The sequence below is a fragment of the Gilliamella sp. B3801 genome (assembly GCF_026536645.1).
In the GTDB taxonomy this organism is placed as follows: Bacteria; Pseudomonadota; Gammaproteobacteria; order Enterobacterales; family Orbaceae; genus Gilliamella; species Gilliamella apicola_I.
In genome coordinates this window covers 93,793-115,687 of record NZ_JAFNNR010000002.1, presented here as the reverse complement: position 1 = coordinate 115,687, position 21,895 = coordinate 93,793, and the positions used below count along the sequence as shown (strand labels likewise).

At 34.0% G+C, this 21,895-nt stretch carries 22 protein-coding genes; 5 read left to right on the top strand and 17 right to left on the bottom strand.

Annotated elements, in window-relative coordinates:
• Nucleotides 1–228: 228 nt before the first annotated feature.
• Entirely contained in the window at nt 229–2,568 is a 2,340-nt protein-coding gene (locus J3U14_RS01915; protein WP_267350865.1) for a TonB-dependent hemoglobin/transferrin/lactoferrin family receptor, read from the top strand.
• 67 nt (nt 2,569–2,635) lie between these two features.
• Here J3U14_RS01915 and J3U14_RS01910 read toward each other — a convergent pair whose 3' ends face one another.
• From J3U14_RS01910 to nikA, 7 genes are all read right to left on the bottom strand, one after another.
• The gene (locus J3U14_RS01910) at nt 2,636–3,379 is read right to left on the bottom strand and encodes an SDR family NAD(P)-dependent oxidoreductase (RefSeq protein ID WP_267350866.1); all 744 of its coding nucleotides are present in this window, start codon (nt 3,377–3,379) and stop codon (nt 2,636–2,638) included.
• Nucleotides 3,380–3,530: 151 nt separating this feature from the next.
• Complete coding sequence (locus J3U14_RS01905; RefSeq protein ID WP_220217251.1) at nt 3,531–4,856, bottom strand: MATE family efflux transporter; 1,326 nt, start codon at nt 4,854–4,856, stop codon at nt 3,531–3,533.
• Between the two features lie 3 nt (nt 4,857–4,859).
• On the bottom strand, nt 4,860–5,639 hold the full coding sequence (locus tag J3U14_RS01900; protein ID WP_267350867.1) for an ABC transporter ATP-binding protein: 780 nt from the start codon (nt 5,637–5,639) through the stop codon (nt 4,860–4,862).
• Nucleotides 5,640–6,506: an ABC transporter ATP-binding protein gene (locus tag J3U14_RS01895; protein WP_267350868.1), complete on the bottom strand. Its 867-nt coding sequence runs from the start codon at nt 6,504–6,506 to the stop codon at nt 5,640–5,642. It lies immediately after the preceding gene.
• Nucleotides 6,499–7,332, bottom strand: a complete 834-nt coding sequence (gene opp1C / locus J3U14_RS01890; RefSeq protein WP_267350869.1) for a nickel/cobalt ABC transporter permease — start codon at nt 7,330–7,332, stop codon at nt 6,499–6,501. Before opp1C ends, J3U14_RS01895 begins: the two co-directional genes overlap by 8 nt.
• Nucleotides 7,329–8,273 carry a nickel/cobalt ABC transporter permease gene (gene opp1B / locus J3U14_RS01885; RefSeq protein WP_267350870.1) on the bottom strand — a complete coding sequence of 315 codons (945 nt, stop codon included), beginning with the start codon at nt 8,271–8,273 and terminating at the stop codon, nt 7,329–7,331. The genes opp1C and opp1B overlap by 4 nt, the downstream gene beginning before the upstream one ends.
• A gap of 24 nt (nt 8,274–8,297) precedes the next feature.
• A complete protein-coding gene (gene nikA, locus J3U14_RS01880) occupies nt 8,298–9,863 on the bottom strand; it encodes a nickel ABC transporter substrate-binding protein (protein ID WP_267350871.1) in 1,566 nt (521 codons plus the stop codon).
• A gap of 296 nt (nt 9,864–10,159) precedes the next feature.
• On the opposite strand from nikA, the gene J3U14_RS01875 reads away from it, so the two are divergent.
• Together J3U14_RS01875 and J3U14_RS01870 are read left to right on the top strand one after the other, a co-directional pair.
• The gene (locus J3U14_RS01875) at nt 10,160–11,482 is read left to right on the top strand and encodes a DEAD/DEAH box helicase (protein WP_267350872.1); all 1,323 of its coding nucleotides are present in this window, start codon (nt 10,160–10,162) and stop codon (nt 11,480–11,482) included.
• Between the two features lie 14 nt (nt 11,483–11,496).
• Entirely contained in the window at nt 11,497–11,835 is a 339-nt protein-coding gene (locus J3U14_RS01870; RefSeq protein WP_267351012.1) for a YggL family protein, read from the top strand.
• Between the two features lie 85 nt (nt 11,836–11,920).
• Here the strand turns inward: J3U14_RS01870 and J3U14_RS01865 are convergent, their stop codons facing one another.
• The 5 genes from J3U14_RS01865 to J3U14_RS01845 all read right to left on the bottom strand — a co-directional run bounded on the left by J3U14_RS01865 (nt 11,921) and on the right by J3U14_RS01845 (nt 15,882).
• Entirely contained in the window at nt 11,921–13,513 is a 1,593-nt protein-coding gene (locus J3U14_RS01865) for an ABC-F family ATPase (protein WP_267350873.1), read from the bottom strand.
• Between the two features lie 118 nt (nt 13,514–13,631).
• The gene (locus tag J3U14_RS01860; RefSeq protein WP_267350874.1) at nt 13,632–14,351 is read right to left on the bottom strand and encodes a hypothetical protein; all 720 of its coding nucleotides are present in this window, start codon (nt 14,349–14,351) and stop codon (nt 13,632–13,634) included.
• 161 nt (nt 14,352–14,512) lie between these two features.
• Nucleotides 14,513–14,920, bottom strand: coding sequence for a hypothetical protein (locus tag J3U14_RS01855; RefSeq protein WP_267350875.1), 408 nt, complete (start codon nt 14,918–14,920; stop codon nt 14,513–14,515).
• Between the two features lie 52 nt (nt 14,921–14,972).
• Nucleotides 14,973–15,386: a hypothetical protein gene (locus J3U14_RS01850; RefSeq protein WP_267369549.1), complete on the bottom strand. Its 414-nt coding sequence runs from the start codon at nt 15,384–15,386 to the stop codon at nt 14,973–14,975.
• Between the two features lie 331 nt (nt 15,387–15,717).
• Nucleotides 15,718–15,882 (bottom strand): hypothetical protein, encoded by a 165-nt coding sequence (locus J3U14_RS01845; RefSeq protein WP_267350877.1) that lies wholly within the window; start codon nt 15,880–15,882, stop codon nt 15,718–15,720.
• 331 nt (nt 15,883–16,213) lie between these two features.
• Here J3U14_RS01845 and J3U14_RS01840 point away from each other — a divergent pair, with 331 nt between their 5' ends.
• Together J3U14_RS01840 and J3U14_RS01835 are read left to right on the top strand one after the other, a co-directional pair.
• Nucleotides 16,214–16,906: a hypothetical protein gene (locus J3U14_RS01840; RefSeq protein ID WP_267350878.1), complete on the top strand. Its 693-nt coding sequence runs from the start codon at nt 16,214–16,216 to the stop codon at nt 16,904–16,906.
• A gap of 41 nt (nt 16,907–16,947) precedes the next feature.
• Nucleotides 16,948–17,802: a hypothetical protein gene (locus tag J3U14_RS01835; protein ID WP_267350879.1), complete on the top strand. Its 855-nt coding sequence runs from the start codon at nt 16,948–16,950 to the stop codon at nt 17,800–17,802.
• Between the two features lie 357 nt (nt 17,803–18,159).
• On the opposite strand, the gene J3U14_RS01830 is transcribed toward J3U14_RS01835, so the two are convergent.
• The 5 genes from J3U14_RS01830 to J3U14_RS01810 all read right to left on the bottom strand — a co-directional run bounded on the left by J3U14_RS01830 (nt 18,160) and on the right by J3U14_RS01810 (nt 21,765).
• A complete protein-coding gene (locus tag J3U14_RS01830) occupies nt 18,160–18,783 on the bottom strand; it encodes a hypothetical protein (RefSeq protein WP_267350880.1) in 624 nt (207 codons plus the stop codon).
• Nucleotides 18,784–19,488: 705 nt separating this feature from the next.
• On the bottom strand, nt 19,489–19,719 hold the full coding sequence (locus tag J3U14_RS01825; RefSeq protein WP_267350881.1) for a hypothetical protein: 231 nt from the start codon (nt 19,717–19,719) through the stop codon (nt 19,489–19,491).
• 336 nt (nt 19,720–20,055) lie between these two features.
• Nucleotides 20,056–20,208: a hypothetical protein gene (locus J3U14_RS01820; RefSeq protein ID WP_267350882.1), complete on the bottom strand. Its 153-nt coding sequence runs from the start codon at nt 20,206–20,208 to the stop codon at nt 20,056–20,058.
• A 205-nt stretch (nt 20,209–20,413) separates the two neighbouring features.
• A complete protein-coding gene (locus J3U14_RS01815) occupies nt 20,414–21,097 on the bottom strand; it encodes a toxin-antitoxin system YwqK family antitoxin (protein WP_267350884.1) in 684 nt (227 codons plus the stop codon).
• A gap of 329 nt (nt 21,098–21,426) precedes the next feature.
• Nucleotides 21,427–21,765, bottom strand: a complete 339-nt coding sequence (locus J3U14_RS01810) for a hypothetical protein (protein WP_267350886.1) — start codon at nt 21,763–21,765, stop codon at nt 21,427–21,429.
• Nucleotides 21,766–21,895: the final 130 nt, after the last annotated feature.

Sequence of the window (21,895 nt, the reverse complement as noted above, 5' to 3'; positions counted from 1 at the left end):
GCTTTATTCTGATAATAAACATGAAAACACTAGGTTGTTTTAACCGTTAAATAAAAATAATTTTGTTAACGTTTTCAACCAAAATTTATACATATTTTTCTGTCTATTTTTTGACAAACCCAATATACTTGCCAAACCTGTATTTGATAATGATTATCATTATTAATTGTAAGGTTAAATTTAGAGATGTGTTAAATGATTTAATTGTTTTTTATGAAGGAATGAAACATGAGTTATAAAAAGGTAAGTATCTTATTACTCTTTATGAGTTTTTCTTCACAAGCTGAGTCTGTGCTTGAAGATAAAGATACAAAGCAAAATATTGATGAACCGAATAAACCATTAACGAAGAACAATATGGTTAATCGTGACGATATAGACGATGTGATTACTGTCATTGCCGGCTCATCAACGCAAGATGAATTAAAAAAAATAAATAGTGTTATTGCGGGACGATCAACACTTTCATCAGGGCTAATAGAACAAAACCAATCCGATAATGTTGCCGAATTGCTCAATACTTTACCCGGTGTAAGTGCTGCTGGTTCAGTTAGGCCAGGGGGGCAGACCTTAAATATATGGGGTTTTGGTAAAGTTGAAGATGTCAAAATTATTGTAGATGGTGCACAAAAAGGATTCCAAAAATATCAACAAGGATCGATTTTTGTTGAACCAGAACTTCTTAAACAAGTTGAAGTTAACAAAGGTCCACACGATGTGAAGTTTGGAAATGGCGGCTTTGGTGGCGTGATAAAAATGGAGACTAAAGATGCGATTGATCTGCTTGACCCCAATCAATACCTTGGCGCATTAATCAAATACAGTTTTCATTCAAACAATCATCAGAATATGGTGACTGGTGCAGTTTATGGTAGAACACAAGATGACATGTTTGATGGTCTTATTTATTACACGAACCGAGACAGCGGTAATTTTAAACGCCCCGATGGCTCAAGATTTGAGTTTTCGGAAGATGACATGGATTCCTACATGGCAAAACTCAATTTTAGACCTAATGAAGAACACACTTTTACTCTATCAGGTATACGTTCAAAACGAGATTCATGGCAACCTTGGGCTGCCAAATATGTCGAAAAAATGACACCTCCAACCGCTGCACAAATTAAAAAATATGGATATAAAGCAGCATGGTTAAGAAAATTGGTAAAACGTGATCAACAAGATGAATCCGCCCAATTTAAATGGAATTATCAGCCAACTTATAATCCGTTAATTAATTTGACGTTACACACCACTTATTCCAAAACCAAACAACATGATACTCGTCCTAATAAATACAATCCGGTGGCTTCATTAGGGACAATGGGTAACGAAAGTTGGGTTAGCTATACCGATAAAACTATCGCACTTGAAAATGTCAGTATTTTTAACACCGGCGCTGTCGATAATGCATTAAAAATTGGATTACAAGCACATCTACATGATCGTGATACGTTAATGTATTACAAAAATTATGCTAAAAAGCCAAATTATCACAATGGTTATTTCCAACCGGCTTACATGCCTTCTGGTAAACAGCAAACTTATAGTTTTTATATTCAAGATGAACTTTCGATTAGTGATTTTGTCTTATCACCCAGCCTTCGATACGATTATGTCCGAAATCACGGTAAAAAGAATTATGCTTCAGCGTATAACGATCCCGATCCTCGTTATGGTCATGACTATTCACCCGTGACCTATTCAGGTTGGACACCACGCTTTGGATCCTATTGGCAAACCACCCAAAATGTCGGATTTTTTGGGGATATCAGTTATGCATGGCAAGCACCAACAATTGATGAAAACTATGAAGTCCAGTTCACTCCTAAAAATGGAGGAAGCGGTAAAATTTCGGCAACCAGCCGTCATTTGAAAAAAGAGCGGAATTTATCAATTCGAATTGGGAATATTCTCGATTTTAATAATTTAATACTCGAAAATGATAAGTTACAAGTTCGTAGCACGTTATTTAGACAGCGTGTCACCGATGAGATTTTTGTTACTCGAGGATTCAATGGATCAATATGCGGTCCAGGCAAAGCGTGTCCGCTTGGGCAGTCCAATTATCGTAATATTCCGGGTAAAATGATTGTCAAAGGTTTTGAACTTGAAACGTTTTATGACAGTAAATATTGGTTTGCAAGTGCCACTTACTCAATTCAAAAAGGCGAACGAGATACAGCACCACAAGCACCATGGATGCATCATAAGACCTATGTCGCAACGATTGCACCACGCACCGCAACATTAACAACGGGGTTTAAAATTCCGGACTGGAATGTGAGAGCAGGGTGGAATGCTCAATTTGTACGAAAACAAGATCGCACAGGATTAGAAGATAGAAATCATGACGGATTAAATGATCTGGGCGCTTATGGATTAGGGCGATCGTCGGGGTATTCAATACACAATCTTTTTGCAAGTTGGCAACCGACTTTTCTGCCTAAAGCCGAAATTAAGTTAACCATTGATAATCTATTTAATAAAGATTATCGACTTTATTTAGGCGAAAACACCTATGGACTCGCCCGAAACTTTAAAGCAAGTGTTTCATACCGATTCTAAACTTCATTTAAATGTGAATACTGCCAGTTTACTGGCAGTTTGAATAAGTCATCAGTGCTGAATCTATCTACCATTTGCCTGCCGTTGAGCCACCGTCAACGACCATAATTGTACCGGTAACAAAATTAGAATCCGTTAAATACATGACGGCATTGATAATATCTTGAACCTGCCCAATCCGATTGACAGGAGCCATAGATTTTAACACTGCTTGAACTTGGGGATCGGTAGGATGCATTGGGGTCTCAATAATGCCAGGTGCAATACCGTTAACCATAACATGGCTTGATGCTAATTCTAATGCTAAACCTTTAATGGCACTATTAATACCGCCTTTGATCATAATCGGTAATAAAGCTGGTACAGTCAAATTAGGTTGCATAGCAATGGCAGCAGTAATATTAATGATATGTCCTGACTGATTGGCTATCATATGTTTAGCAGCTGTCTGAGCAGGGTAGAAAAACCCTTTAAGGTTGGTATCAATTAGGGTGTTTAGATCATCTTGTGTATACTCAACGGCGGGTTTAGATATAAATATGCCTGCATTATTCACTAAAATATCGACTTTACCAAATCTTGCAGTAGCGTGTGAAAAAAGCAATTCTGCTGTTTGCGGCTTTGCAATGTCCCCAGCTACAAGTAATAAATTATCAGGTTCGCCTAATTTAATCGCTGCTTGTTCTAAACGAGCTTTATCTCGACCATTGGCAACGACATTGAAACCTCTCTCAAGATAGGCTTTCGCTATCGCAAAACCAATTCCACTTGAAGCACCAGTCACAATAACGGTTTTATTTCCTTTATTCATCGAATTTAATTCCTGTTTTGACTCACATTACAGATGATTATATAAGAGTTGAATTGAAATAGAAATTTGATTGCAAAAAGTAAAACAATTTACAAAATTCTAGATCGAACAGTAAACAGAATGAAATCTATTTACTGCTGGTTTAGTTAAATCAACGCATAAGATATTGTTTCGATCGATTAATCCAAATCACTAAAAAGAGTGTGCGTCCTAAACTAAATAAAATATAGGAAAACCACAAACCGTTATTGCCCCATATTGGTACAAAAATAGATTGAGCGATTAACCAAAGTAAAAGGGCAAGGATCATAGAATCACGAATAGAAGATGTATAACTGATGCCCGAAAACACCCCGTAATAGATCAATCCGCCAGCAACCACAACCGGAAAAATAACTAACCAATAATGGTATTGTAGACAAAGATTAATGATGTCATTTTGATTGGTTAATAATCGGATTATCGTGGTGTCAAAAGCAAACCAGATTGCAATTAATATTACCGGACAAATCACACACGCTTGCAGTGACCAACGCAAGGTTTGTTGGTATAACGCCATATTTTGCGTGCCTTTAGCTTTACCACTAAAGACACTTGACGCATTAGCAAAACCATCAAATAAATACGCCATTAAGTAATGGATTTGAAACAGTACCGCATTAGCCGCCAATACTTCAGTACTAAAACTTGAACCAATTGAAATAAAATGATTCGTTACAACTAGCAGGCAAATAGTTCGAATCATTAAATTAGTATTAACTAAAATTACCCCTTTTAATGACTGCCACGATAGAATCGATTTCAAATCCGTTTTTTGTTGTGATTGGGGTAAATAGCGACCAATAAACCCGATCCCTAACAACGTACAAATCACTTGCGCACTGAGTGTTGCAAATGCCACGCCTTGAATATCCCAATGAAAGCCCCAAACAAAAATGACCGCCATAATAATATTGAGTAAATTAATCAACACTTGCAAAAACAGCACAGCTTTTATTTTGGACATCCCCATTAACCAACCAACCAGCACATAGTTAATCAGTACAAACGGGGCTCCCCAAATTAGGATCGAAAAATAGATATCTGCATAATGCCTAACTTCTTCATTAGGTTTGATGATTTGCATTGAAGCACCAAAAATAAATTGCTGAAAAACAATAAATAAAATGCCTAAAACAATCGCAATAAACAGGGGGCGAATTAACGAAGAACGCAGTAATAGGGGATCATCTAATGCTTGTGCCGCAAATCCGGTGGTACTCACACGTAAAAAACCAAATAACCAATAAATGGTATTAAAGATCACCGCACCAACGGCAATGCCTGCAATAAAAGCAGGATTGGGTAGATGACCGACCAACGCAGTATCAACCACGCCCAATAATGGGGTTGTGATAGTTGAAATAATAAAAGGGATAACCAATGCTAAATAATCGTTAAAACGATAACGTTTATTAACGGCGGATTGTGTTGTCATAGATTAAAAACCTAATATAGAGTCAAGAAGTTGTTTGGAATAATCATGACGGACATTACTCAATTGGGCAATATCGTCAACCTGTTCTACAATTCTTCCTTGATAAAAAAACATCACTCGATTACACAAATACGTAATCGTGGTTAAATCATGAGTAATAAAAATACTTGTTAAATTTAACTGTTTTTGTAAATCAGCCAATAACGATAAAATCTGCGTTTGAACAGAAATATCTAATGAACTGACTGCTTCATCAAACAAAATAAATTGCGGATGACAGGCAATCGCTCTGGCTATGCAAATTCGTTGCAATTGACCGCCACTCATTTCATGAGCAAACCGCTGACAGAATGAATGATCTAATCCAACTTGTTCCAATAATTGATCTATTCGTTTTTTTCGTGCTGTCGATGATAACTTTTCGTAAATATCAAGGGGTTCAGCAATAATATTAGCAGCCGTAAAATAAGGATTCACCGAGGCATTATAATCTTGAAATACAGCGCTAATATTACGTCGCTGTGATGAGCATTTCCATGCTCGTTTCGCAATATCTTGCCCGTTAAATAGGATCTTACCCGTATCGGGTTTTTCTAAACCTAAAATAAGCTTTCCAAGTGTGCTTTTGCCACTGCCACTTTCACCAATAATACCCAGACATTCGCCCTGTTTTAACGAGAAAGAAACATCATTAATGACCTTGTTCTTCTTGCGACTAAACAGACCTTGATGAGGTTGTAAAAAGGATTTGCTTACCTGTTCAACTTTCAATAATGCAGACATTTAAGCACTCTCCAACGTCGGAATAAACATTTTAGGATAAACCACCGAATCAAATTTAGCTAACAACTGTTTGCGCGCGCTGATTAGATAACGGGTGTAATCATTTTCAGCATGATAAAAGATTTGATCTCGACAGCCTTGTTCAACAATTTTACCTTGTTGCATGACAACAATATGATCGGCAATATGATGTATCACGCCTAAATCGTGTGAAATAAAGATCATGGCGGTAGTTGATTGCTGCTTGATTTGTTTAAACATTTTCAAAATATGGAACTGACTAATCGAATCTAAAGCGGTTGTCGGCTCATCAGCAATGATCAATTCGGGTTTTAGCATTAATGCAATACCGATCATGATTCTTTGTAACATTCCACCACTCAATTGATGAGGATACTTATTATAAATCTGTTTGGGATCAGTTAAACCGATTTCTTTAATCATAGTTAGTGTTTTGGCAACGGCATCTTTTTTGCTTAAGGGAAGGTGTGCTTGTAATGTTTCGATGACTTGTTTGCCGATACGATAAAGCGGATCGAAAGCACTCATTGGATGCTGTAAAATGATCGCGATAGTGTTACCCCGAATCTGACGCAGTGTGTCAGCAGACTGTGTTAAAAGATTGCCTTTCACTTGTCGATTCAACTGGGGTTGTCTAGGATTAAAAAGAATTTGACCTTCGACTTTAAAATAGGGTTCTAATAACCCCATGATCGCTTTACTGGTTAAACTTTTACCACTACCACTTTCGCCGACAATGCCTACACATTGGTGATGTTCAACATTAAACGAAATGTTATCCAATAACGTTTGACCATTATCAAGGTTAACCGTGAGATTTTTAACCTCTAACAGGGGGTTACACATGTGTTTTTTCCTTCGGATCTAAAATATCTCGCAAACAGTCACCTAATAGATTAAAAGCCGCCACGACGACTAAAATAGCTATCCCCGGATAGACCATTTGCATTGGATGTTGAATCATTACATTCTTGGCTTCACTAAGCATTAATCCCCATTCGGCAGTCGGTGCTTGCACGCCCAATCCAATAAAAGAGAGCGCCGAAATATTCAAAATGACCCAGCCTGTATCGAGCGTGGCTAACACCACCAATTCCGACATAATATTAGGTAACAAATGACGGCGAATAATAAAGCTGTGTGGTGCACCAATGGCACGTGAAAATAAAATATAATTTTTTCGACTGTATTTAATCACTGAACTGCGGATCATTCGGCTGTACCATGCCCATTTCACCACGATATTAGCAATAATCACGTTTTCAATCCCCACACCCAGCACTCCGACAATCGCTAAAATCATGACTTGACTAGGGAAGGAGAGCATAATATCGCAAAGGCGCATAATAACTTCATCAAGTTTGCCTCGTTTGTAACCTGAAATTAGCCCGATGATTGAACCGACGATAATGGTAATTGTCATGGTTAATAAGGATAAAAAGAGGGTCGAACGGATTCCATAAAGTAAACGAGAAAAGATATCCCGACCTAAATGATCACAGCCTAGCCAATGTTCAGCTGAGATACTGGCATATTTGCGGACAATACGAACTTTATTTGGATCAAATGGGGCAATATAGGGCGCAAAAATACCCAAAAGAATGATGATGGAAATGATTATCAAACAGCATAATGCCATTTTATTTTTCAATAATTGCTTTACAACACTCATGCTAAATCCCCACTATTTTGTAATCGAGGATCCAGCCATTGATGCACCACATCAACAATAAAATTACACACGACAAATAAAATAGCCATAACTAAAATATAAGCTTGAATAACAGGATAGTCCCGATTCATGATAGCAGCTATACATAAGCGCCCAAGTCCCGGCCATGAAAAAATATATTCCACAACAAACGAACCGGCAATCAATTGTGGAATTGTCATACCCAGTGCGGTAATGGTGGTATGTAATGAATTAACTAAGACATGTTTTAAAATTATCGCCCGTTCCTTTAATCCTCGACTACGTGCATAAAATACAAAGTAATTCTGCATATTTTCCAGCATATTATTACGAATAAAGCGAATATAAGTAGCAATATAAACAAAAGATAAAGTTATTGTCGGTAAAATAAGATTTTGCCATGTGCCATAACCATTGGTTGGTAACAGATCTAAATAATTAGCAAAAAACCAAATACACAGCAAACCAAGCCAATAACTAGGCATGGCGGTACCAATAAAAATGATGATTCGAACAATATGATCGAAGACTGAGTTAGCAAAAATAGCACATAACACGCCTAGCACTAAGCTAACGAATAAAGTAAGAACAAATGATGACACTGCCAAAAGTAAAGTTGGGGTTAAACAACGAATCATTTCATCCCAAACTAATCGATCCCGATGAACGAATGAACGTCCAAAATCCAGATGAAAAGCATGATATAACCAACTAAAATATCGAGACCAAAAGGGCTCATTTAACCCCAGCTCTTGGCGCATACTTTCGATGGCTACAGGCGTTGGCATAATCTCATTTAAGCGTAAAGCAACTTCAGCAGGATCAGAAGGGGCAAGGTTGATCAGCAAAAAAGCAATGAACGAGATACCGATCAAAATCGGTATCATCATCAATAAACGTTTAAAAATATAATGTAACATTATGACTAACTAACTATAACGCAATTAATAGTACATTTTCTCAAAAGGAATATCAAATTGTGATGGAGCAAACTCAATGCCTTTAAGAGATTTAATAGCAATAGCTCGATTGCGTTCATAAGTTAAAGGAATATAGACCGCTTGTTTATGCAATGTCTCAAGCACATAACGATATAGGGCTTGGCGTTCTTGCTCGTCTGTTGAAATCAATGCTTTGCTAATGCTGGCATCAATTTGAGGCTTTTCTTTTAAGCCTTGTTGAGCCATATAATCCCCATATACTGGTAATTTCATACCGGATAAAAAGGATTGCGGATCATAAGGCGTACCCCAAGAAATATCGAATACCATATCAAAATTACCCGCTTTTTGGCGGTCACGATAGCCTTGTTCTTCTTCACCATGAATATTCAGTTTTAATCCAACTTGTTCAAATTCATCTTGCATATATTGGGCGATGGTTTTTTGTGAAGCAGTATTACTATCATAATACAGGGTGATTTCGAACGGTTTGCCGTCTTTTTGGCGGTATTGTTGACCGTTGGCTTTTGTCCAACCTGCTTTATCCAAAAGTTGTTGTGCTAATTTAGTATCGTATTGATAAGGTTTTAATCCAATATTGGCATAAGGGATATTGGTCGCCATTAGGGTATCAGCCGGTGCTTCACTGTGATTAAAAATTCCTTCTGAAATATCATTTTTATTAATAATATGCTCAATTGCCTGACGCACATTAACATCACTTAATGCAGGGCGGGTCGTGTTCATCAACACGATACGGCTTGAAACAGGTTTAGACATCAATGTCTGAAACTTATCCATTTTCGAAAGACGCTCGAAAGAATCGGCATCTACCATATTTTTGCCATAAATCAGATCGATTTCACCTTTTTCAAGTGCCATCAAACGGCTTTGATTATCCGCAATCACCTTCATTGTAACGGTTTTGAGTTGTGGTTTATTTCCCCAATAAGTGGGATTGGCTGTAAAAATAGCATACTGATCTTTCTTATGTTCACTTAACACATAAGGCCCCGTACCAATATAAGAATTAACGCCATTTTTGGTTTCACCATTTTTCATGGCATTAGGCGATATAAAACGCATAGGGCGGGTGACGGCAATCTCAATCAAAAATGGATAGTAAGGTTCAGACAGATTGACTTGTAGGGTATAATCATCAAGCGCTTTAATATCGGTAATTAAACGCACCATTTCAAGCCAAGTATGACGATCTTTATTTGAAAGTACGGCATCCCAATTTAATTTAGCGCTATGCGCATCGAATTTAGTACCGTCGCTAAATGTCACATCTTGTCGAAGTTTGAACGTATAGGTTTTTCCTTCATTACTGATTGTCCAGCTTTCCGCAAGCCAAGGTGAAAAAGAGCCATCTTCGTTATAATGGACTAATGACTCATACAGCATATTTTGAGCCCACATCTCACCAGAATAGAGGTGAGGGTTAAGATCACGAATATCGCGAAAGTTAGCAAAAGTGATATCATCTTTAGCGAAACAATTAAGGCTAGCTGAGGCTAATGCGAAAACCATTAACCATTTTTTTGTGCGGTTGAAATGTACTATCATGGGCAATCCGTTATGCAAAAGTTTTTAAAAAAAAATCATTGATGGAAATAGTGTCAAAAATGTTGTAAATACAACGATTTTTAGCGCAAGAATAGTAGCACAGATGCAAATGATAATAAATATCATCTAGTCTATTTTTTAGCAAAAAACTTACGAAATTTTGTTAAAACAAATCTTAACAGAACGATTTCATCGCAATCTGATTAACAGGGATAATAAATAATCAAACAAAAGTAATAGAATTGCTTTATAATAACTAACGAAAATTTAATTTTTGTTTATTTAGGAAACATTTCATGTCATTTGACTCTCTTGGTTTAGATGCCAAGATTTTAAAAGCACTACAAGAACAACACTACACTCAGCCTACCCCCATTCAACAGCAAGCCATTCCGGTAATCTTATCGGGAAAAGATCTTATGGCAAGTGCACAAACGGGCACTGGTAAAACCGCAGGTTTTGGTTTGCCAATTTTGCAAAAGCTGATTGAACAACAAGCCAAAACGGCAAATCGCCCCGAAACAAAAAAGAAGAAACGCCCCCTTTATGCGTTAATTTTAGCGCCAACTCGTGAACTTGCTGCGCAAATTGGTGAAAACATTCGTGATTACAGCCGTCATTTAGCAATTCGTTCATTAGTTGTTTTTGGTGGCGTAAGCATTAATCCTCAAATGATGAAGTTGCGTGGTGGTGTGGATATTCTGATCGCTACACCCGGACGGTTACTCGATTTAGTCCACCAAAATGCTGTTGATCTTGCAACGGTTAAAGTGCTGATTTTAGACGAAGCCGATCGCATGTTAGATATGGGTTTTATTCATGATATACGGCGAGTGATTGCAAAATTACCTAAAAAACGTCAAAATTTAATGTTTTCAGCAACGTTTTCAGATGAGATAAAAACACTAGCGGAAACGATTTTACATTCCCCTGAAACGGTTGCTGTCGCCAGAACCAACAGTACATCAACACAAATTACCCAATATGTTCATCGAGTAGATAAACGTCGTAAACGGGAATTACTATCGTACTTAATTGGTAAAAATCAGTGGCAACAAGTACTAATTTTTACTCGCACTAAGTACGGCGCTAACCATTTAGCTGAGCAACTCACTAAAGACGGAATTAAAGCTTCAGCTATTCATGGTAACAAAAGCCAAGGCGCCCGCACCAAAGCCTTAGCCGATTTTAAAACCGGACAAATTCGGGCACTAGTCGCCACCGACATTGCAGCCAGAGGATTGGATATTGAACTATTGCCTTATGTGGTTAATTATGACTTACCGCAGGTTGCTGAAGATTACGTGCATCGAATTGGTCGAACAGGGCGAGCGCAAAATCAAGGGCAGGCGATTTCGTTAGTCTGTATTGACGAACTGCCACAATTAAAAGCCATTGAAAAGTTAATCAAAAAACCAATACCCGAAATCCATACCGATGGTTTTGCCGTTGACCCAACCATTAAAGCTGAGCCGAAAACAAAATCTTCACCTAAAAAACGGCTATCGAAAAACGATTACAACACGCAAAATCGGTCTAATCAACCCAATAAGCGTGGTGGTGTTAACCGAACAAAAAAATACGCTAACACAAATAACAAACAGAGTCATACTCATTAAAATAGAAGGATATTATCATGGTAAATCGCAGTCGACGTTTACGCAAAAAATTACATATTGAAGAGTTTAAAGAATTAGGTTTTACTGTCAGTTGGTCTTTTGACGAAGGAACAAGTGAAGAAACCTTAGATAACATTGTTGATCAATTCATTCTCGAAGCTATCCAACCAAATGGCCTAGCATATGAAGGCAGTGGGTATCTAAATTGGAAAGGCATTGTCTGTACTCAAAAACTCGGCAATTGTACCGAAGCGCATCGTGACATTGTGACAAAATGGCTTGAAAGTCATGGTTTAAAAAATATTAAAGTCAGCCCGTTAATTGATATTTGGTGGGATGAATTAGATTTCTAATCGATTTTAAACCATATTTGATTAAGTTAGCTTAATTATTCAATAGCCACAATTGTGGCTATTTGTTTGCAATTCATTTAACTAATTATTCGATTCCTTGACTATGTAAATAATCTTCATAATTACCGGTATAATCAATCACTTTTTCAGGTGTAATTTCGACAATACGAGTCGCTAACGAACTGACAAACTCACGGTCATGCGAAACAAAGAATAGGGTACCTTGATAAAGTTCAAGCGCCATATTGAGCGACTCGATCGATTCCATATCTAAATGGTTTGTCGGTTCGTCCATGACAATGATATTCGGTTTTTGCATCATCAATTTACCAAATAACATCCGTCCTTTTTCACCACCCGACAGCACTTTAACCTTCTTCTTAATATCATCTTGCGAAAATAATAAGCGACCTAAAACACTTCGTACAGCTTGTTCATCATCAGTAGGTTGCTTCCATTGGCTCATCCAGTCGAACACGGTTAATTCTTCATCAAATTCGTATTCATGATCTTGAGCATAATAACCGATATTGGCATTTTCTGACCATTTAATCTCGCCTTGTTCAGGGGTTAGTTCTCCCATTGAGGTTTTAATTAAAGTGGTTTTACCAATCCCATTGGTACCTAAAATGGCGACCTTCTCGCCGACTTCAACCATTAAATTAAGATTTTTAAATAAAGGGCCATTATCAAAGCCTTTGGTTAAATTCTCAACGACCAAGGCATTACGGAACAATTTTTTATCTTGCTCAAAGCGTATAAATGGATTTTGACGGCTAGATGCTTTCACTTCCTCTAGTTTAATTTTCTCAATCTGTCTGGCTCGAGATGTCGCTTGTTTAGACTTCGACGCATTGGCACTAAAACGACTGACAAAAGATTGCAGTTCACTGATTTGCGCTTTCTTCTTAGCGTTATCCGCTAATAAACGCTCTCGGGCTTGTGTTGATGCCGTCATATAATCATCGTAATTACCCGGATAAATACGCAATTCACCATAATCAAGATCTGCCATATGGGTACAAACCATATTTAAAAAATGGCGATCATGCGAAATAATAATCATGGTACTTTCACGCTCATTAAGTGTATCTTCTAACCAACGGATGGTATCAATATCTAAGTTATTGGTTGGCTCGTCCAGTAATAAAATATCGGGATTCGAAAAGAGCGCTTGGGCTAATAACACTCGTAGCTTCCAACCAGGGGCAATTTCACTCATTAGACCATAATGCTGTTCAATGGGAATGCCGACCCCTAGCAATAGTTCGCCAGCACGAGACTCGGCACTATAACCATCCATTTCGGCGTATTGGGTTTCTAAATCAGCCACTTTAAAACCATCTTCTTCACTCATTTCCGGTAAAGAATAGATGCGATCACGTTCTTGCTTGATTTCCCACAACTCCGTATGCCCCATAATCACCGTATCTAACACGGTAAAGGATTCAAAAGCGAACTGATCTTGACGTAATTTACCTAATCTTTCATGAGGATCTAACGCCACATTACCCGAAGTTGGCACCAAATCGCCACCAATGATCTTCATAAATGTTGACTTACCGCTACCATTGGCGCCAATAAGCCCATAACGGTTGCCGTTCCCAAATTTAACCGAAATATTTTCAAATAGCGGTTTACTACCAAATTGCATGGTGATGTTATTTGTACTTAACACTGATCTATACTCTCTAAATGATTAACGCTTTAACTTGATGCTTTTAATACCTTATAAGTTAAAGTTAAAAAATGTGATTTAACGCACATTATGCCATAGTTTAAACCTTTTGAGGATCCTAATAGTATTGAAGTGAGTCTATAAGGGCTGTAGGATAATTATGAACTTCAATGATCTTATTATCCATAAAGTTAGATGATTGAAAATAATATCTTTTATCCTTAATAAACAGGTTAAAGATAAAATTGCCTTGGGTTTGTTCTTTTGCTAATCCTTGATAGGCGCAAAGACTGACGTCGTTTTTTAGGTATAACGGTAAATCGTAATCAAGCGTATTAAGTTTAATCTTAGTATCATGAATAGTAAGTGTTAAATAAGTCGAACTATAATGACCATTAAAATCTTTTAAGGTCGTTGGTTGATATTGCAAAATAGTATTAATTGCTGATTGATAATGTTGTTTGTATCGTTCTTCTAACTCAGGATGTTGTTCGACTAATGCTTCGGTGACAAAGTCCCCTAGAAAGTATCGGGAATGTTTAGGATCTCGGTAAGAATATAGTTGTGATTGTTCAGTGTGCTTATCGGTAAGTAAAAACCATGATTGCGAACCTAACAGGATATCATAAAGTTTATTATTTTTGGTTAATTCAGCTTTAATATAGATACCATCAGGGGTAAAACCATAATAATGTTCAAAATTAACATCATCGGGTAAATATTCTTCGTGCTTATTTTGCGTAATCTCTAGAATATCGTTTGCACTTAAATGCCAATCTAAACACATTTGGTAATAAATGAGATTTCGAAATTTTAAATCATGACATGACTTAGTCATATTGGTTATCTCATCTTGTGCTTGGCACGAGAAGGTTATTAATAGGCTTGTTATTAGTATTAAAATTTTATTCATTATTTCCAATCTACATTGTTATTTTTTATCATGCTTTTATATTAAGATTAATCTATTGATTGGACTAATATCCAAGCATTGAATTATTATTTAGGTATAGTTGAAAGTTCTTTTAACTCAACTTCGTACAAATCATCAAAGTTGTATATTTTTTTCGAGATGATTTTATTTTTTTCATATTGCGTAATAATTTTATAGTCTTTTCCAAACTCGTCGGGGTGGTAATACGCCGTTTCGATCAATTCGCCTTTTTCATTATATTTGTTCCATAATCCAACTTGGATTCCTGTTCCATTATAAATCCCTTGGCAACCTGATAATTTTAATGTTCCATTTGGAAAGTATTCTTTTATCGGTTTTTGACATAAGGCTTTGTCATTGGATAAAGTTTGACTAAAATCGCGTTTATTTTCGTCAGCCAAACTTGAATTACATGAACATGAAATGAATACTATTGCGACTAGTAAATATAAATTTTTTTTGAAATTACTCATCTTTTAAATTTTCCATGTTTTTTAGCTGTTTATCTTCTTTCGAACTTAAACTTTATTTGCCATTAAATTCGACTTGTTCATGACTTATCCATTGATTATTTTTCCACTCTCCGTCACACTTTTGCACCCCAGACCAGACAACTTTTGATTTTTTGATATCGATAATGACACATTGATAGTTTTCGTGTAGCCATCGCTCATTGTCTGATATTTCAACATAACCTTTGATAATCGCATCCATTTTAACATAATGTTTATTTTCAGATATTTTAATATTTATTGAGTCAATACCGGTATATTGGTCATCATCATCATATCCTTTGATTTTAGATGTAACCCCATTTTTAATTAATCTTGGATCTGAATAAAGATTGAATTCTTCATTATAAGTCAAGAAGATTAATTCTATTTGATCGGTAATTTTTAGTTTATTCGCAATAGGGACTGGTTTTATAGTTGTAGCCACACACGAAAGGCTAAAAATAAGTAATGTTATATATAATAAATATTTCATCAATCTTTCCGTTGCATTTATCACATCTTATGGCAAGAGTATACCTTATTTCAGGTAATATTGAATTGTTTATTTTTCATTTAATGTGGATATTTAACTATCAATTACGCTGAATAATAACAATTTTTGTGAATATATTTTTTTATTATCCCGCATTTTACGCACTGCAATCCATAGTATAAAAATCTAGAATTGTTAAATACCATTTATTATCTAATTGAGTTAGATAAAATATGAACATATTTTTTTCATCCCTTGGTAATATATCTGGAAAGTTTTCTATCTAAACAACTTTCACTGTTTTAGGGGCTATTTTATCGGCAATGGCTTGATACTCCTGCCAAACTGGTCTTTTTTCAAATTGATAGTGTTTTAATTCCCAATGATAATAATCAAGCGCTATTTTTAAAGCGTCAATATTACTTTCTTTTTGAAAAAAGATTTGCAAATATCTTTAAACCTCCTAAAAAATAGATAAATGCTTTCTATTCTATCAACAAAAGAAGAACACCAAACATTCACTAGTGCATGGAGGAAGAAATTTCCTTATGGTATTATTAAGCCATCATTTAAAGAAGTTGGAAATTTCGCAAGAGAATTATATAAAAATTAACCAGAAAATTAAAAAGTTTAGAACTATGAAGATAAAATATAGAATTGTTAAAAATTTTAATAAAGAAGAACAAAGTAAATTAGAAATATTATGAATTAATGTAGGAGAAGGGTGGGATTCATTTGAAATCGAGGAAAATAATCAAAATTTTGAACCAATAAAAAATATGTTGAATAAGGATTGGGATAATGTTGCTCAAAAGAAAGGTTATTTTTCAGAAAAAGATATATCATTAGCCCCGTATTTAAATATATATGCAAATAAAATGTTGGGATATGCAAAACCAGATGATGAATCTATTGTAGATGAATACGAATATCCATTTGATATATACCCTTATTACAAAGGTGTCTTTGAAATAATTAATACTGACAAACAATTTGGAATATTAAGAGGAAATCAAATCGGCTATTATTCTTTAGAAAATGAACCTAATTGGAGAGGAAATAATAACATTGAAGATGCTTTTTTTGTAAAACCCGAAGTTTTTGAAAAAATATTTAGACCGTTAAATATTAAATCTTTGCCAGTTATCAATTATAAAACTCAAACAAAATTAGAAAATGTTGTACAAATAGTTCAACAAGGGATTAGTAAATCTCATTTAATTATTAATAAAACTCAAATCAAAGAAAAAATACATATTGTAAATTGGGATATTGATAAATATGTATTAAGAAATGATTCTTATTATCCATCTTTTGATTCTTCACCCGGTGAATTTGATTTTTTTTATACGCATGAGTATTTTGGTACAGGAGGATTAACTCAAAGAAATACAATAATTTCAAAAAAACTTTATAACATATTAAAAATTAACAATATTAAAGGTTTAAATTATTATCCTATGAAAGGATAATAGAAAAAGTTTAAAAAAATTGATACATGGATTTAATCAATATGAAAATAAAATATCGATTTTTTAAAAATTTTTCCTTAAAAGAAGTTTCTCAATTAAAAAATATAAATATTTATGTCGATGTGGGATGTGATGCTTTTACATTCTATGAAAATGACGAAATGAACGAGCAACTTCAATCCATATTCGGAAGCAACTATAAATACTATGTTTCTGTTGTCAAAACAGAATTTTCAGAAAACGAAAGAATTAATGCCGATTATTTATCAATTGAGTCTAGTAAAATATTGGGATATCCTCAACCAGAAGACTTAGATGGAAATGATGAATTGGAAAAATTTCCTTTTAATGTTTTTCCTTATTTAAAGAACGTATTTGAAATAACAAAAAGAAGTGAAAATTTTGGAATTATTAGAGGAAAGCAAATTGGAAGTATCTCATTATTAAGCGAACCTAAATGGAATAAAAAAGGTATAGGAACAATATATTGGCTTGAAGATACATTTTTTACTACACCTTCAATTTATGAAAATATATTTAAACCACTAAATATACAAAGCAAAAGTGTAATTGGGTATGGTAATCAAAAACCTCTAGTTACAGTAGTTCAATTGTTACCACAAGGAATATCCTCATCTAAATTAAATATAAATGATAATAATATAGATGAGAAAACACATATCCCAGAGTGGGAAATGACTAGGTTTCATTTAAACAATAAAGGATTTTTTCCGTCTTTTGAAAATCATCCTGGAAATTTTGATTTTTTTGTATCTCAAGAAAATTTTGGTTCCGGTCATGCCAATTATAAAGAAGTCTTTGTATCGCAAAAGCTATATCAACTTTTAAAAAATAATAATATAAAAGGACTAGATTATTACCCAGTAAAGAAATAGTAAGCAGAAAATTTATGTTGTTAGGGAGGAGTAACGGATAAAACAGCGAAAAGTTATATTGATAATGCTGCAAAATATTCCAACGCAAAACTAAACGGAACAGAACTTTCAAAAGAAATCTTCCTTCAAGTTCAAAATATGAAAGGCGTTTTTCAAAAAGTATTAGACTATGCCAAAAAGAAAACGTGACTATTATTTTTTTGCTAGTTTAGCTTTTAAGTAAAATATTTTCAGACTTAAAAGCATAGCAATGAATAAGAACAACATTATCAAGTCAACATTCACGTGGTTGTTTTGATGATGTGTTTCTCATTTAATTCATTACATGGATTAGAAATATGTGATATCTCTTTCCTCTTATTCTTTCCAGACAAATTTTTCACCCGATTGTTTTTTTTGTAAACACTCTTCAGTAGTATATTGTTGTGGGCAAGCAAAGCAGTCTTTTGTATTTTCATTGGCCAAATCTAAATCATCAGGGATTTTTATGATGCCATTTATTGGTTTTATTTTTTGACTTAAGCAGATCAAGCTTGCATTTGCAGAATCATAATCATCTTTTGCTATTTCAAATGTAAAAAGGATACGATCCCAACCCGTTTGTTTGAAGATTTCTAATTTGTTATTTCGTTCTCGAATAAATAATTGATAAGCGCTTACGCCTATTGTGTTTTGTATTTCGACAATGACATAATCCAATTTATTTATTAAAGAGATTTCAAAAACTCTTTCATAGCTATTCTGGAAATTTAAAAAAACGTCGGATTGCAAAATTATTTTATGAGAAAAAATATCAAAAGTATCCAAAATATAAGTACTTTCGAAATTATTTTCTATAATGGGTGACATTGCTTTAGCCGTTTCATGTATATTCTTTTTTTCATTAAAGAAACTAACTTCCACATTTTCTTGATTTAATTGTTTATTACTACAACTACATAGCAATACTATAATAAAAAAGTAACTTATTTTATTTTTCATCACGTTATCTATCTTATCGATTAAAACATTGTTTATCATATTTTATAAATTCTTCGATCCATTTGGTATTTTTTTCTTTATTCAATATTATTAAGTCCACCATTAATTTGTTTGGTAACAGATTCAACATCTGAATCTGTTAAACCTTTATCCATCACCTTTAATGTTTGTTTTATATAAATTGTAGAATACTTATCCTGCTGAGTTAAACAAATGAAATAAATCCTTGGAGAAATCTATTTCATCTTTATAATTTGTAGGACTTTTGTTTGATCTTCGAAGGTACTTCTAAATTGGGTTTTTCTATATAGAGTTGAGCAAGAAAGTTTATTTTTCTTTTTACATCTTTTAATATCAAATTTATCAATCAATAAAGATTAGTTTTGAATGATTATTTTTTTTATTTACTCATTTATATTGGTTTGCTTACCACCGTTCTTACTAATAAGGTGATAAGTAAAATTACCGGTTGTTTCATACACTATCGTTACTTCAATTCATCGATTTCTTTATCCACAAATTTGCGTTCGACAAGCTCACCGTCTTTATAGGTTTCTGTGTACAAAAGTTTGCCTTTTTTGCGTACATAGATATTAGAGATTTCTCGAAAATTAGAAATAGATAAATGATTATTATATGCGGTTTGTATTTTATCTCTATTTTGTTATTTAGTTAAATTAATACAATCCGCATAATCACTCATTTTTAATCAGGAACAAAATTATTGATATTATAAAAGACGATATGATAGCCATTACCTATGTTTAACGTTATTTTTTTATAGGTAAATTCAACAAACAGGCTTTGTAATGAGTGAAAATCACGCTCTTTTTTAGATAAAAATTGTGTTGCATATTCAATATATTCAGGGCAACAATCCTTATATTTTTCTGGGTTATCAATTATTTCATTTTGATAGAACTGTTTTTGAACCAAATAAGACTCTTTTCGGATCTCATCAAAATATTTTTCTTGGCAAATGGCTTCTGGCTGTGGTGTGGTTTTAATCGCAGTTAATAAAATAAATTTCCCTTTATTGTTATGCGACTGTATATCTTCTTTAAAAGAAAATGGTAAAAATTCAACAGTTCGTATACCATCAATTAAGTCTTGAGAAACCCCATATTCTATTGCACCAGTTAATAGAAAATCTTGATCCTTATTATCTATAAATTCAATTTGCAGATCATCTATACCCAGATACAGCTTTTTAATGATAAAAAGCGTCTTCCCTTTTTGTACCAGTGAAAAATCTTCTTGGTTTAATCCTTTTTATGTTAATTTTTTATTGCCTAATTGAATTAAAACAGGATCATGGTCTAACGCAATGACTTTGCTATAGTTTATGTTTGTTTTTTCCTCTTTATCCGCATAACCACAAGAAGTCAAAAAGCTAATGAGTAAAAGTATAGCTATCGTTTTCATTATTTTCCTAATTGAATAGTAGTATGTATAAAATCTATATTAAATCCTTAATGTTCATGATCATAATGATTTTGAACACCTGAGCTTACACCAGCAAACTCTGCCAAACTTGTCGCATAGTTAGATCTGAATCCATATTCAAAAGTAATTTGGTAAATAGTCGCATTTTTATTTCAATCAAAATTTTCTATTTTTCAATTATTTATTATTTCGGTATGGTTAAAAGCTCTTTTAACTCAGTCTCATATAAATCATCAAAATTGTAAATTTTCTTTGAAACAACTTTTCCATTCTTATATTGAGTTACGATTTTATAGTCTTTGCCGAATTCATCGGGATGATAATAGGTGGTTTCGATTAAATCGCCTTTTTCATCGTATGTTTTCCATAATCCTACAGGTATTGTGGTAGCATTATACATATCCATAAACCCTTCACCTTGCTTAACGCCATTTTCAAAGTACATAGTAGTGAGTTTGGGTAATTCTAAAGAGTCAGTAACTATTGTTTCTATAAGATTTATTTGTCCATTAGGATAATAAATAACATATAATACATCTCCTTTTTTAACTTCATCTCTTACATAGCGGATGAATTTTAGTTTTCCATTTGGGTAAAATCCTTGAGCAGAAATGCCGTCTGGTTTATATGATGACATATAATACACAGATTCTAATTGACCGCCTTTAGTATAGTAAGTTTTTATATAATCCGCTGCTTTATTGCCATTGATATAATATTCATACCGTAGAAAACCCTCCGGAGTATTGGATTCTTTAATTCGTACTGAATTTGAAGGAGTGGCTTCTGAAATCTTTTTTTCTTCAATGCGTTGAACACATGCCAAAATGCCAACAAAAAAAATAGACACTATTAGTAATTTTTTCATTTTATTCTTAAAAATGTTTATTAATGTTGATTTCCAACCCTTGAGCAAGTTGCTATGTTACTAAGTCCATATTGTCGTAAATACTTTTTGCATCTTTAGGGTGTGTAATATAATCAAGCTTGATTAAAACTTTATATTTCGTTTGATTTTTTCCCCAAAGAACTCCTACATTATTTCTAGCATCAGGGTGTTTCTTTCCTATATTGACAACAGTATAACAACTAAAAATATTAAGTTGTTATGTTTATTTTTTTATTTATTGTTAACTTACCACCGTTAATATTTATGAGGGTGATAAGCATAATAATTGTTTGTTTACTACACAATATTTAATTCAATTCATCAATTTCTTTATCCACAAATTTGCGTTCGATAAGCTCACCGTCTTTATAGGTTTCTGTGTACAAAAGTTTGCCTTTTTTAGCAGAAGATAGATCAGCAGATCCATCTGGCTTCTCTTGGTAATCTAATTTATAAAATTTCCAAATTCCAATCGGTAACCCTTTATGGTAATTTGCTTCAAGATAAGTATAACGGAGAGGATAAGTATAATAACCATTCGGCTTCTTCAACACCATAAAAACGGTAGGATCATCCTGACAAATAAGAATTTTGGTAAAACATTTAATTACTAGTAATATTATGATTACAATCTTTAATAATTTCATAGTGTCATCCATTTATAATCTTCTTGGATAGATTGAATTTTGCCTTCAACTGTCACCGGACTGTATCTTTATAGCGGAATAGGGTAACAAACCTTTCTTTGTTTAATCACTATTCTTTATATTGAAAAAT

What these genes read in the sequence shown, in the direction of transcription:
- J3U14_RS01915 (WP_267350865.1), top strand. Translation starts at nt 229, where the DNA reads ATGAGTTATAAAAAGGTAAGTATCTTATTACTCTTTATGAGTTTTTCT.
- J3U14_RS01910 (WP_267350866.1), bottom strand. Translation starts at nt 3,379, where the DNA reads ATGAATAAAGGAAATAAAACCGTTATTGTGACTGGTGCTTCAAGTGGA.
- J3U14_RS01905 (WP_220217251.1), bottom strand. Translation starts at nt 4,856, where the DNA reads ATGACAACACAATCCGCCGTTAATAAACGTTATCGTTTTAACGATTAT.
- J3U14_RS01900 (WP_267350867.1), bottom strand. Translation starts at nt 5,639, where the DNA reads ATGTCTGCATTATTGAAAGTTGAACAGGTAAGCAAATCCTTTTTACAA.
- J3U14_RS01895 (WP_267350868.1), bottom strand. Translation starts at nt 6,506, where the DNA reads ATGTGTAACCCCCTGTTAGAGGTTAAAAATCTCACGGTTAACCTTGAT.
- opp1C (WP_267350869.1), bottom strand. Translation starts at nt 7,332, where the DNA reads ATGAGTGTTGTAAAGCAATTATTGAAAAATAAAATGGCATTATGCTGT.
- opp1B (WP_267350870.1), bottom strand. Translation starts at nt 8,273, where the DNA reads ATGTTACATTATATTTTTAAACGTTTATTGATGATGATACCGATTTTG.
- nikA (WP_267350871.1), bottom strand. Translation starts at nt 9,863, where the DNA reads ATGATAGTACATTTCAACCGCACAAAAAAATGGTTAATGGTTTTCGCA.
- J3U14_RS01875 (WP_267350872.1), top strand. Translation starts at nt 10,160, where the DNA reads ATGTCATTTGACTCTCTTGGTTTAGATGCCAAGATTTTAAAAGCACTA.
- J3U14_RS01860 (WP_267350874.1), bottom strand. Translation starts at nt 14,351, where the DNA reads ATGACTAAGTCATGTCATGATTTAAAATTTCGAAATCTCATTTATTAC.
- J3U14_RS01855 (WP_267350875.1), bottom strand. Translation starts at nt 14,920, where the DNA reads ATGAGTAATTTCAAAAAAAATTTATATTTACTAGTCGCAATAGTATTC.
- J3U14_RS01840 (WP_267350878.1), top strand. Translation starts at nt 16,214, where the DNA reads ATGTTGAATAAGGATTGGGATAATGTTGCTCAAAAGAAAGGTTATTTT.
- J3U14_RS01835 (WP_267350879.1), top strand. Translation starts at nt 16,948, where the DNA reads ATGAAAATAAAATATCGATTTTTTAAAAATTTTTCCTTAAAAGAAGTT.
- J3U14_RS01830 (WP_267350880.1), bottom strand. Translation starts at nt 18,783, where the DNA reads ATGAAAAATAAAATAAGTTACTTTTTTATTATAGTATTGCTATGTAGT.
- J3U14_RS01820 (WP_267350882.1), bottom strand. Translation starts at nt 20,208, where the DNA reads ATGAAAACGATAGCTATACTTTTACTCATTAGCTTTTTGACTTCTTGT.
- J3U14_RS01815 (WP_267350884.1), bottom strand. Translation starts at nt 21,097, where the DNA reads ATGAAAAAATTACTAATAGTGTCTATTTTTTTTGTTGGCATTTTGGCA.
- J3U14_RS01810 (WP_267350886.1), bottom strand. Translation starts at nt 21,765, where the DNA reads ATGAAATTATTAAAGATTGTAATCATAATATTACTAGTAATTAAATGT.